Genomic DNA, 12,202 nt, shown 5'->3' on the forward strand with positions numbered 1-12,202 from the left:
CAACAAGATGCCCGCTCAGGGTGCCCTGGCCACCGGCCTGAAATTGCCACGATACCGTGACGTGGTGTGAGTGCCGCAGCCGACACTTTCGGACGACCGACGACCATCTGGTTTGTCCGTGACCGTGAGGATTGCTGAATGCCTGATGAGAGTTTGCACCTGCCTGTGGTCAACACCCTGCTGGAGCGCCACAAGGGCTCTCCGGGCGCACTGTTGCCCATCCTTCATGATATTCAGGAACGCATCGGTTACATCCCCGATGCGGCCATCCCCGAGATTGCCCACGCCCTCAATCAGAGTCAGGCGGAGATTCGCGGGGTGATCAGCTTTTACCATGACTTCCGTACCGCGCCGCCGGCCCGGCATATTCTGCGTCTGTGCCGGGCTGAGTCCTGCAAAAGCCGCGGTGCCGAGCAGCTTGCGGCGCAGTTGCGTGAACGTCTGCAACTGGATGATCACGGCAGCAGCGCCGATGGCAGCATCAGTTTGCGGCCGGTGTATTGCCTCGGAGCGTGTGCCTGCTCGCCCGCTCTGGAATTGGATGGCCGGGTGCATGCGCGGCTGAGTGCTGAGCGTCTGGATGCGCTGCTCGATGCTTGCAGGGAGGACGCTTGATGCCGGCTTTCTATCTGTCCCGTGATTCGCTGGCCCGTGCCGTGGGTGCCGAAGAGGTTGCGGAGGCCTTTATCATCCACGCCCAGGGACGCGTTGTGCCCCTGGAGTTGCAACGCACCAGCTCTCGCGGCCTGTATTGGCTGGAACCGCTGCTGGAAGTGGACAGCCCGCAAGGCCGAATCGGCTTCGGCCCGCTGACGGCTGATGATGTGCCGTCAGTGCTCGATGCCTTGCAAGTCGACCCGTCCGCACATCCACTGGCCCTAGGCCTGGTGGAAGAGTTGCCCTATCTGAAGACTCAACAACGCCTGCTGTTCGCCCGCGCCGGCATTACCCGGCCGCTGGATCTCGAAGATTACGTGGATCATGGCGGCTTCGAGGGTTTGAAAAGAGCCGTCACCCTCGGTGGTGAACGGGCTGCGACTGAGGTGTTCGATTCAGGCCTGCGAGGACGTGGCGGCGCGGCCTTCCCCGCCGGGATCAAATGGCGCACGGTGCGCGCCACCCAGGCTGCGCAAAAATACATTGTGTGCAACGCCGACGAAGGCGACTCCGGCACCTTCGCCGATCGCATGTTGATGGAAGGCGACCCGTTCCTGCTGATCGAAGGCATGGCCATTGCCGGCATCACCGTCGGTGCCACTTACGGCTACATCTATGTACGCTCGGAATATCCAGACGCCGTGGCCACACTGCGCCAGGCGCTGGACATCGCCCGGACCGCCGGTTACCTCGGCGCCAATGTCGGCGGCAGCGGTCAGGCTTTTGATATGGAAGTGCGGGTCGGTGCCGGCGCTTATATCTGCGGTGAGGAAACAGCGCTGCTGGACTCGCTCGAAGGCAAGCGCGGGATCGTCCGCGCCAAGCCACCGATCCCTGCGTTGAAGGGCCTGTTTGGTCTACCGACGCTGGTGCACAACGTACTGACTCTGGCCTCGGTGCCGCTGATTCTGGCTAAGGGTGCGCAGTTCTATCGCGATTACGGTATGGGCCGTTCCCTGGGCACCATGCCCTTTCAACTGGCGGGCAATATTCGTCACGGCGGCCTGGTGGAACGGGCTTTTGGCCTGACCCTGCGGGAACTGGTGGAAGACTACGGCGGCGGCACCGCCAGTGGCCGTCCGCTGAAGGCCGCGCAGGTTGGCGGCCCGCTCGGCGCCTGGGTGCCGCCTTCGCAGTTTGATACGCCGCTGGATTACGAGGCCTTCGCCGCCATCGGCGCGATGCTTGGTCACGGCGGTATCGTGGTGGCGGACGACAGCCTGGACATGGCCCACATGGCGCGTTTCGCCATGCAGTTCTGCGCCGAGGAATCCTGTGGCAAATGCACGCCCTGCCGCATCGGCTCGACCCGGGGCGTGGAGGTGATCGACCGTCTGCTGGCCGCACCTGATCAGAGCGGTCGCGATGCGCAGGTGATCATCCTCAAGGACCTGTGCGACACCCTGCAATACGGTTCGCTGTGCGCATTGGGCGGCATGGTTTCCTTTCCAGTCGCCAGCGCCCTCAAGCACTTCCCCGCCGACTTCGGTCTGCAAGCCTCGGAGGCCGAGCAATGATTACTCTCTTCGACCCGAAAACCGATATCGATCTGGGCACCCCGGCTTGCGACAGCGACGTGCAAGTCACGCTGAACATCGATGGCCGCAGCATCAGCGTGCCCGAAGGGACCTCGGTGATGCGCGCCGCCGCGCTGCTGGGCACCACCATTCCGAAACTGTGTGCCACCGACAGCCTGGAAGCCTTCGGCTCCTGCCGCATGTGCCTGGTGGAGATCGACGGCATGCGCGGCTATCCGGCGTCCTGCACCACGCCGGTCACTGAAGGCATGAGCGTGCACACGCAGACGCCGAAACTCGCGACCCTGCGCCGCAACGTCATGGAGTTGTACATCTCCGATCACCCGCTGGACTGCCTGACCTGCTCGGCCAACGGCAACTGCGAGCTGCAAACCGTGGCCGGCCAGGTCGGCCTGCGGGAAGTGCGTTATGGCTATGAAGGCGACAACCATCTGGCGGACGTGAAGGACACGTCCAACCCCTACTTCGATTACGACCCGAGCAAGTGCATCGTCTGCAACCGCTGCGTGCGCGCCTGCGAAGAAACCCAAGGCACCTTTGCCTTGACCATTACCGGGCGCGGTTTCGAATCCCGGGTCGCAGCGGCCGGTGGCGAGAATTTCCTCGACTCGGAATGCGTGTCTTGCGGCGCCTGTGTACAAGCTTGCCCGACCGCGACGCTGATGGAAAAAAGCGTGGTCGAACTGGGTCAGCCGGAACGCAGCGTGATCACCACCTGCGCCTATTGCGGCGTGGGCTGTTCGTTCCGCGCCGAGATGAAAGGCGACAAGTTGGTGCGCATGGTTCCGGACAAGAACGGTCAGGCCAACCACGGCCACTCCTGCGTCAAGGGCCGCTTTGCCTGGGGTTACGCGACTCACCCGGATCGCATCACCAAGCCAATGATCCGCAGCCACATCAACGACCCGTGGCAGGAAGTCAGCTGGGACGAAGCGGTGACCTACGCCGCCAGTGAATTCCGCCGGTTGCAGCAAAAGTACGGCCGCGACTCCATTGGTGGCATCACCTCCAGCCGCTGCACCAACGAAGAAACCTATCTGGTGCAGAAGCTGGTGCGCGCCGCCTTCGGCAACAACAACGTCGACACCTGTGCGCGGGTCTGCCACTCGCCGACCGGCTATGGCTTGAAACAAACCTTGGGCGAGTCCGCCGGCACCCAGAGTTTCGACTCGGTGATGCAGGCCGACGTGATCCTGGTGATGGGCGCCAACCCCAGCGACGCCCACCCGGTGTTCGCCTCCCAGCTCAAACGCCGATTGCGTGAAGGCGCGCGGCTGATCGTCATCGACCCACGGCGCATTGATCTGGTGGATTCGGTGCATGCCCGCGCCGAACTGCACCTGGCCCTGCGCCCGGGCACCAACGTCGCCATGCTCAACGCCTTGGCCCATATCATCGTGACCGAAGGTCTGCTCGATCAGGCCTTTATCGACGAACGTTGCGAAGGCAGCGATTTCGCCCGCTGGAGCGAATTCGTCAGCCGCGCGGAAAACGCGCCGGAAGTGCTTGGCGACATTTGCGGCGTAGACGCTGCCGACATCCGTGCCGCCGCCCGTCTGTACGCGGGCGCTGGCAATGCGGCGATCTACTACGGTTTGGGCATCACCGAGCACAGCCAGGGCAGCACCGCGGTCATGGGCATCGCCAACCTCGCCATGGCCACGGGCAACATCGGTCGCGAAGGCGTCGGCGTGAACCCGCTGCGCGGACAGAACAACGTGCAGGGCTCCTGCGATATGGGCTCCTTCCCCCACGAACTGCCCGGCTACCGGCACATCTCCAACGAGGTGGTAAGGACGCAGTTCGAACAGGCTTGGAACGTCACCTTGCAACCCGACCCGGGCCTGCGCATTCCCAATATGTTTGAGTCGGCCTTGGCCGGCACCTTCAAGGGTTTGTATTGCCAGGGCGAAGACATCGCCCAGAGCGACCCGAATACACAGCACGTCACCGCAGCCCTGTCGGCCATGGAATGTGTGGTGGTGCAGGACATTTTCCTCAACGAAACCGCCAGGTTCGCCCACGTGTTCCTGCCGGGCAGTTCGTTCCTGGAAAAAGACGGCACCTTCACCAACGCCGAGCGGCGCATCTCCCGGGTGCGCAAGGTGATGGAGCCTCTGGGCGGCAAGGCCGACTGGGAAGGCACCGTGGCCCTGGCCAATGCGCTGGGCTACCCGATGAACTACACGCATCCATCGCAAATCATGGATGAAATCGCCAGCCTGACGCCGACCTTCACCAACGTCAGCTACGCCGCACTGGACAGCCACGGCAGCCTGCAATGGCCGTGCAACGCCGCCGCGCCGGACGGCACGCCGACCATGCACATCGATCAATTTGTGCGCGGCAAAGGGCGCTTCATGCTCACCGGCTACGTGCCCACCGAGGAAAAGGTCAACAATCGTTATCCGCTGCTGCTGACCACCGGGCGCATCCTCAGCCAGTACAACGTCGGCGCCCAGACTCGGCGTACCGAAAACGTCGCCTGGCACGATGAAGACCGCCTGGAAATCCACCCGACTGACGCCGAGAGCCGTGGCATCAACGAAGGTGATTGGGTCGGCATCGGCAGCCGCGCCGGGCAGACCGTACTGCGTGCGCGGGTCACCGAACGGGTCGCCCCGGGCGTGGTGTACACCACGTTCCACTTCCCGGAATCGGGGGCCAACGTCATCACTACCGACAACTCCGACTGGGCCACCAACTGTCCGGAGTACAAGGTCACCGCCGTGGAAGTCAGTCGCGTCTACCACCCTTCCGAGTGGCAAAAACGCTACCAGGCCTTCAGCGACGAGCAGGACCGTCTGCTCAAGGATCGCCGTCAGGCCCGTGGCGCTAAAGCGGAGGTACGCCGATGAGTACGGAGAACCTGATCAAGATGGTCAACCAGATCGCCCTGTATTTCGCCACCGAACCGGACCAGCAACAGGCCGTGCTTGGTGTGCGTAATCATCTGCAGATGTACTGGACGCCCGGTATGCGCAAGGAGTTGCTGGCCTGGCAGACGGAGCATCAGGGGGCGGACTTGCATCCGCTGGCGCAGGCGGCGGTCAGTGGGGCGGGGTGGGAGGCTTAGGTTCACACAACCTCAAGATTGACCGAAAACCTGTGGGAGCGGGCTTGCTCGCGAATGCGGAGTGTCAGGCGACATTACAGTGACTGACACTCCGCTTTCGCGAGCAAGCCCGCTCCCACAGGGGGTGTGTGTTCAGAGCAGATGTTGGGAGATCAGCTTCGAGATCTCCACCATCGAAGTCCTGCCGGTGAACTCGAACTTCACCTTCCCCAACGACGAAAAATAAATTTCCAACTCGGAATCCAGGTCAAACGTCCCGGACGTTTCCACCGAATACGCCACGATGTTTTTATACGGCAACGAGGTAAAGTCTTTCTTGCTGCCGGTGAGGCCCTGGACGTTGACCGCGATGATCCGTTTGTTGGTAAACACCACGCCATCGCGCATGGATTTGTAGGAGTCGATCACCTGCTCCCCATCCAATAGCAGCGAAGTAACGCGTTCGGCGTATTCGTCGTTCTGCTTGAGTTTGAAGAAGCCTTTGTTGTTGAAATCAATCATCTGCCATTCCCTGTTTTCAAATGAACATCTAAGCCGGATGCACGGGCAACACCACCAACGCCTCCAACCCGCCCTTCGACCGATTGCGCAGTTTCAATTCCCCGCCATGCTCCAACACAATAGCCCGCGCCGCCGATAATCCTAACCCGACTCCCCCGGTACGTTTGTTACGCGATCCTTCCAGGCGAAAGAACGGCGTGAATACCTGTTCATGACTCGACTCGGGAATCCCCGGCCCACGATCCAGTACTTTGATCCGCACGTCCCCGGCAGCAGGTATCAGTTCAATAGCCGGCTCACTTGCGTACTTGATCGCGTTATCGAGCAGATTGGTCATCACCCGCTTAAGCCCCAACGGTCGCCCGAAATACACCAGTCGCAGCGGCCCGCTGAACGCGATGTCGACACCCTGATCCCGATAATCATCCAGCAACGTTTGCAGCAATTCCGCCAGATCAAACTGGGTCGCCGGCTCAAGCCGGGCATCATCCCGGAAGAACTCCAGCGCCGAATTGATCATCGCCTGCATTTCATCCACATCACGAAACAGCCGCTGCTGTTGCTCGCTGTCTTCAATGAATTCCCCGCGCAAACGCATCCGCGTCAGGGGTGCTCGCAGGTCGTGGGAGATGGCGGCGAGCATTTGGGTACGGTCGCGGATGAAGTGTTGCAGTTGGGCCTGCATGGCGTTGAACGCGAGGATCGCCTGACGAATTTCTTGGGGGCCGAGGGGTTCGATGGGCGGCGCGCGGAAGTCCACGCCGAAACGCCGGGCGCCGTCGGCGAAGTGTTGCAAAGGTGTGGCGAGGCGGCGGGTGGCGATCAGTGTGACGAGGGTGGTAGAGATGAGTACCAACAAGATGACGATCAGGTAGCGTGGCGTATCGTCGAGGCCCCAATTGCGCGAGTGTGCGGCGAACAACAGCCAGGAGGCGTCCGGCAACTCGATCAGCAGCGCGTAATGCCCGTCCGCCGAGTTTTCCGTCCAGTCGGCCGGCTCATAGACCTGGATACGACCGGCGAATTTAAGCAACGGTTGCAGGACGGTCGAGCCGACTTCCGAATCCAGATCCTCCACCGTCGGCAGATTGAGCTCGCGCCGATCAAGGTGCCAACTGACGGTGAAGCCGTCATCGCTGACGGATTGCGCCAGCTGGCTGCGCAGTGGTGCCGGGGCGGCCTGGATGATACGGGTGATGGCGGCCATTTTTTCCAGCAACCCGGTTTCGGTCAGCGGCGGGCGCGCCCACACGCCGGCCAGTTGGATAAACAGCCCGTTGAGCGCCAGTGAAATGAGCATCGCCAGAATGATCGTCAAAGCGATCCAGCGCGCCACCGTGTCCCGGCGAATCTGCTTCAGCCAGCTCATCGTCGGGTCACGCTGGGGGTGAACAGGTAGCCGCCATTACGCACGGTGCGAATCATCGCCGGACGTTTGCTGTCGGATTCGAGTTTGCGCCGCAGGCGGCTGACTTGCACATCGATGCTGCGATCGAACGCGTCATGGCAATGCCCGCGCGCCAGGTCCAGCAACCGCTCGCGGGTGAGGATGCGCTGGGGGTGTTCGACGAAGACCAGCAGCAAGTCGAACTCGCCGGCCGAGAGCGGGATCATCACGTTGTCTGGGGAGCGCAGTTCACGGCGCGTGACGTCCAGATGCCAGTCGGCGAAGTCGATCAGCGGCCGTGGGCGCTCCTGCACGACCGGGCGGCGCTCGTCCACGCGGCGCAACACGGCGCGCACTCGGGCCAGCAGCTCACGGGCGTCGAAGGGTTTGGTCAGGTAATCATCGGCGCCCAGCTCGAGCCCGACGACCCGATCACTGAGTTCGCCCATGGCGGTCAGCATGATCACAGGCATGGCGTAGCGAATCCGCAGTTGCTGACACAGGATCAGCCCGCTGTCCCCGGGCAACATCACGTCGAGAATGATCAGGTCTGGCGGCTGTCGCTCGATGGCCGCCCACAGCGACGCGCCGTCGGTGGCGACTTCGACGCTGTAGCCGTGCTGCACGAAGAATTTTTTTAGCAGATCGAGGACTTCAAGGTCGTCGTCCACAATTAAAAGGCTGTTCACCGAAGGTCACTTGAGGGAGCGAATGGAACCGCCATCTAAAACCATTCACAGCAGCGCGTCATATATTTCAATCCTGCAATAAAACGTCAGCGCCGCAATAAACCAGACATCTTTGCGCAAGGCTCGGGGTTCAGCATCTCGGCGAATTCCTCCCCGAGACTCGCGTCCATGTTGCCTTTCAAATGTGTTCCCTGGCTGGCCCGCAACACTTCGATCGCCATGTTCGCCGCAGGGCTGGCCGGTTGCAGCAGCCAACCGCCTTCGTCCGCCACCGTGACCTGCGCCGAAATCAGCTATTCGGTGTACGACCCGGTGGAACCGTTCAACCGCGGCATCTTCGCGTTCAATCGAGTGGTCGACGACTACGCTCTGGCGCCGGTCGCTCGTGGCTATCGTTACTTGCCGGACTTTTTCCAGACGGGTGTGCATAACTTTGTGGCGAACTTTGGCGAGCCGAAGGTCTTTATCAATGACCTGCTGCAAGGCAACCCGATGCGTTCGGTCAACACCTTTGGGCGTTTCGCGTTGAACACCACGGTCGGCGTGGTGGGCTTGATCGACGTTTCCGGCATGGCCGGCATCCCGCGTCACGACGCGGACTTTGGCCAGACGTTTGGCGTGTGGGGTATTGGCAACGGTCCGATCGTCGAGCTGCCAGTGTTCGGCACTTCAAACAGCCGCGACGCCGCCGGGCGAGTGCTGAGTTTTGTGGTCGACCCGCTCGGCAGCAACAGCGATACCGTGGACACGCTGTCCAACATCAACACGGTCGGCGGCATCGTCGATGGTCGAGCAGAAGCGTTACCGCTGACCGACAGCCTGCAAAAACTGCCGGATTACTACAGCGCCTTGCGCAACGTAGTCGCCGAGCATCGTGCTGCTTACGTGGCGGATGGCAAGCAAGGCTCAGCGCAAACAACCAAACCTCTATGCGAAGGAGCACCGGCCGATGGTTTCTGAAGGCAATAGTTTGACTCTGCAACAACGGGTGACCCAACACGACGCAGCCAATCTGCACTGCCGGGAAATCACCCTGCGCCTGTCACCGGACTGTCGCCAACTGGTGCTCAGCCGCTACGCCGAACACTACGGCCCGGCGGTGGTGCGCTGGATCGAGCGCAGTCATACGGTGTCGGTGAGCGAGTTGTTTCGCTGGCTCGTGGCCAATGGGGAAACCAGTGTCATGACAGCGGACAGCCTTTCACTGCCTTGATGTACCTTCGAGCCTTGATGGGTGTGGGTGATGCCGAATCGATCATCGCTTGTTACAGATTCAGCAGCAAGCCAGTGGCCATCAGATAAACCTGGGCGCTGGCTGCGCTATCATCGCGCGCTCTGTGCACCAAGAGTCTTGAACCTGCATGCCCATGTCTTCGCCATTCCCCGACGGCCATCGCTCTCTGCCACCGGTCCTCGCCGGCCCGCTGTTGCGGCGTCTGGAGCCCACGCGCCTGGTGCTCTGGCTGGTGGGAACCCGGGCCTTGTCGCTGACATTGCGCCTGCAAGGTGTCGGCGACATTCGCCTCGATGCCGGGCAATGCACGGTCATCCCGGTTGGCCATCATGCCTTCGTTCATCTGATCGATGTGCCGCTGACGACCGCCCTGCCCTGCGACACCCTGATCGACTATGACCTGCTGATTGATGACGCGATGGAAGGCATCGCCGACTGGGCGCCTCATCTGCTGTACGGCGAAGCCCGTTGCCCGAACTTTGTTTTGCGTTCGCGCATCGATCAGTTGCTGCACGGTTCCTGCCGTAAACCGCATCATCCGGCAGCCGACGGTTTGCTCTGCGTCGATCGCTTTTTAGCGACGGAGCATGCCGCGACAGAGCGCCCGGCCCTGCTGATGATGAGCGGCGACCAGGTGTACGCCGATGATGTCGCCGGCCCGATGTTGCGGGCGATTCATGCCCTGATCGAGCAACTGGGACTGTTCGAAGAACACCTCGACGGTGCGGTGGTCAGCGACAGCGCCAAACTCTACGAGCACCCCGCCAGTTACTACCATCGTGCGGATTTGTTGCCGGCGCTTGAGAGCAACAGAACCTTGCGCGAGCGATTTTTCGGCGGGGCGCGTAAGCCGATTTTCACCAGCAGCAGTGCCGACAACCATCTGGTGACGTTCGCCGAAGTCATGGCCATGTACCTGCTGGTCTGGTCGCCGACACCCTGGACGCTGATCGCGCCACAACCACCCGCGCTGACGCCCGAAAGACGCAAACGTTATGCCCTCGAACAAACGCGCATCGATGACTTCAAGGCAGGTCTTGGCGGTGTCGGGCGGGCGATGGCGCATCTGCCGTGCCTGATGATTTTCGACGACCATGACATCACCGATGACTGGAATCTTTCCGCGCAATGGGAGGAAACGGCCTACGGCCATCCGTTCTCCAAGCGCATCATCGGCAACGCGCTGCTCGCCTACATGCTGTGCCAGGGCTGGGGCAACAACCCGGATGCGTTCGGCGGCGTCCTGGAAAAAACCCGTTTGTTGAGTGCCACCGGGCACGACCATTATCTCGACTGCGACGTCCAGGACGACCTGATCGATGAACTGCTGCGTTTTCAACACTGGCATTACGTGTTGCCCACCACCCCGGCGCTGGTCGTCATCGACACCCGCACCCGACGCTGGCGCAGCGAGATGAACCTCAAGCAACCCTCTGGTCTGCTGGACTGGGAAGCGCTCAGCGAACTGCAACAGGAACTGCTGGATCATCCGTCGGCAATCATCGTTTCGCCCGCGCCGATCTTCGGCGTCAAACTGATCGAAACCGTACAAAAAGTGTTCAGCTGGTGCGGTTATCCGCTGCTGGTCGACGCGGAAAACTGGATGGCCCATCGCGGCGCGGCCCAGGTCATCCTGAACATTTTCCGACACTCGCGGACACCCGGTAACTACGTGGTGCTGTCGGGTGATGTGCATTATTCCTTCGTCTACGAAGTCCTGATCCGACACCGCAAGGCCGGCCCGCGAATCTGGCAGATCACCAGCAGCGGCATCAAAAACGAATTCCCGCCCGCGCTGCTCGAATGGTTCGACCGCCTCAACCGCTGGCTCTACTCACCGCGCTCGCCCCTGAACTGGCTGACCAAACGCCGACGCATGCGCATCATCCCGCACATCCCTGAACATGCTGAAGCGGGTGAGCGGCTGTGGAATTCGGCGGGAATCGGCCAAGTGTTCTTCAATGAGAAAGGACAACCCCAGGAAATTTATCAGCACAACTCAAACGGTGCGCCGAAGACGCGGATGATCGCGCCTGACAATGACGACTGAATGTGTGAGCCACCATGAACCTCACCCGAACCCTGATCATCGGCAACTCTGGCGCAGGCAAAAGTTGGCTGGCTAAACGCTTGGCCGAACGACTACACGTGCCGTGGACCGATCTCGATCGGGTTCACTGGACGTCAGATGAATGCAGCATCGCCCGCCCTCGCCCCGAAGCACTGGGCATGGCGCGAGTGCTGGCCGATGAAGAGTGCTGGGTGATCGAGGGTGTTTACGGCTGGATCGTCAGCGAAGTTATCCACCGCGCAACAGCGCTTGTCTGGCTGTGTGTTGACGACGAAAACTGCGTCGCCAATATTCGCCAGCGAGAAAACAGACCAGACAACGACGGGTTGCTGATAGCGTTGCTGGAATGGGCTGGCAGTTATCGTGCTCGCGAAGACTCCAGTGGGTTTTCCGCACACCGACAACTGTTCGAAGGATTCAGCGGTTCAAAGATCAAACTCATGGATCGAAGTGAAATCACGGCCTTCGTGAACCCCCTTTCCGACTCATCTCACAGCGTTTAACAAGGATTTGTATGTTTGCACGGAGCAAGTTGGTGCCCGAACTGATGGTCACCGACATCAAGAGAAGCCTGTATTTCTGGACTTCATTAGTCGGTTTCAAGATCGCCTACGAGCGTCCAGAAGCGGGTTTCGCCTACCTCGATAAAAACGGCGTGCAAATCATGCTGGAGCAATACGCACCGAACGAAGGCCAGTGGATGACAGGTGCATTGGAAGCGCCGTTTGGCCGGGGCATTAACTTTCAGATCACTGTTGATCTCGTCGAACCGATACTCAAGCGATTGGCAGAAGTTGAATGGCCCTTGTTCCGTCCCTGCGCCGAGGTCTGGTATCGCGCCGATGCGGTGGAAGTCGGGCAACGTGAGTTTTTGGTGCAGGATCCGGATGGGTATCTGCTTCGGCTGGTGGAAAGTTTGGGGGAGCGGGCGTTTTTGTCAGGCCGTTGAGGTCACCACGCACAAATCTGTAGCGCGACGCATGATCGTTCCCACGCTCTGCGTGGGAGTGCAGCCCCGGACGCTCCGCGTCCCAAAAGCGGACGCAGAG

12 protein-coding genes are annotated in these 12,202 nt (G+C 61.0%); 9 read left to right on the top strand and 3 right to left on the bottom strand.

The window, feature by feature from the left end:
• Positions 1-138: 138 nt before the first annotated feature.
• The 4 genes from ACYZTM_RS09545 to ACYZTM_RS09560 are packed head-to-tail and all read left to right on the top strand — an operon-like array spanning position 139 to position 5,271.
• Entirely contained in the window at positions 139-615 is a 477-nt protein-coding gene (locus tag ACYZTM_RS09545; protein ID WP_461988345.1) for a formate dehydrogenase subunit gamma, read from the top strand.
• Positions 615-2,174 carry a formate dehydrogenase beta subunit gene (locus ACYZTM_RS09550; RefSeq protein ID WP_461988347.1) on the top strand — a complete coding sequence of 520 codons (1,560 nt, stop codon included), beginning with the start codon at positions 615-617 and terminating at the stop codon, positions 2,172-2,174. The genes ACYZTM_RS09545 and ACYZTM_RS09550 overlap by 1 nt, the downstream gene beginning before the upstream one ends.
• On the top strand, positions 2,171-5,053 hold the full coding sequence (fdhF, locus tag ACYZTM_RS09555) for a formate dehydrogenase subunit alpha (RefSeq protein ID WP_461988349.1): 2,883 nt from the start codon (positions 2,171-2,173) through the stop codon (positions 5,051-5,053). Before ACYZTM_RS09550 ends, fdhF begins: the two co-directional genes overlap by 4 nt.
• Positions 5,050-5,271 (top strand): formate dehydrogenase subunit delta, encoded by a 222-nt coding sequence (locus ACYZTM_RS09560; protein WP_131059398.1) that lies wholly within the window; start codon positions 5,050-5,052, stop codon positions 5,269-5,271. The genes fdhF and ACYZTM_RS09560 overlap by 4 nt, the downstream gene beginning before the upstream one ends.
• A 132-nt stretch (positions 5,272-5,403) precedes the next feature.
• Here ACYZTM_RS09560 and ACYZTM_RS09565 read toward each other — a convergent pair whose 3' ends face one another.
• From ACYZTM_RS09565 to ACYZTM_RS09575, 3 genes are read right to left on the bottom strand one after another with little or no spacing between them, the layout of a single operon-like run.
• A complete protein-coding gene (locus ACYZTM_RS09565) occupies positions 5,404-5,772 on the bottom strand; it encodes a PH domain-containing protein (protein ID WP_131059399.1) in 369 nt (122 codons plus the stop codon).
• A gap of 28 nt (positions 5,773-5,800) precedes the next feature.
• Entirely contained in the window at positions 5,801-7,141 is a 1,341-nt protein-coding gene (locus ACYZTM_RS09570) for a sensor histidine kinase (RefSeq protein ID WP_461988352.1), read from the bottom strand.
• On the bottom strand, positions 7,138-7,848 hold the full coding sequence (locus ACYZTM_RS09575) for a response regulator (protein WP_131059401.1): 711 nt from the start codon (positions 7,846-7,848) through the stop codon (positions 7,138-7,140). The genes ACYZTM_RS09570 and ACYZTM_RS09575 overlap by 4 nt, the downstream gene beginning before the upstream one ends.
• A 168-nt stretch (positions 7,849-8,016) precedes the next feature.
• Between ACYZTM_RS09575 and ACYZTM_RS09580 the strand changes: the two genes are divergently transcribed.
• The 5 genes from ACYZTM_RS09580 (at position 8,017) to ACYZTM_RS09600 (ending at position 12,102) form a co-directional block, all read left to right on the top strand.
• Positions 8,017-8,808: an MlaA family lipoprotein gene (locus tag ACYZTM_RS09580; RefSeq protein WP_461988354.1), complete on the top strand. Its 792-nt coding sequence runs from the start codon at positions 8,017-8,019 to the stop codon at positions 8,806-8,808.
• Entirely contained in the window at positions 8,798-9,061 is a 264-nt protein-coding gene (locus ACYZTM_RS09585; protein WP_131059403.1) for a hypothetical protein, read from the top strand. The genes ACYZTM_RS09580 and ACYZTM_RS09585 overlap by 11 nt, the downstream gene beginning before the upstream one ends.
• A gap of 148 nt (positions 9,062-9,209) precedes the next feature.
• Positions 9,210-11,132, top strand: coding sequence for an alkaline phosphatase D family protein (locus ACYZTM_RS09590; RefSeq protein ID WP_461988357.1), 1,923 nt, complete (start codon positions 9,210-9,212; stop codon positions 11,130-11,132).
• A gap of 14 nt (positions 11,133-11,146) precedes the next feature.
• A complete protein-coding gene (locus tag ACYZTM_RS09595; protein ID WP_131059404.1) occupies positions 11,147-11,656 on the top strand; it encodes a P-loop NTPase family protein in 510 nt (169 codons plus the stop codon).
• An 11-nt stretch (positions 11,657-11,667) separates the two neighbouring features.
• The gene (locus tag ACYZTM_RS09600; RefSeq protein WP_131059405.1) at positions 11,668-12,102 is read left to right on the top strand and encodes a bleomycin resistance protein; all 435 of its coding nucleotides are present in this window, start codon (positions 11,668-11,670) and stop codon (positions 12,100-12,102) included.
• Positions 12,103-12,202 lie beyond the last annotated feature (100 nt).

The organism is Pseudomonas sp. MDT2-39-1 (genome assembly GCF_054898085.1).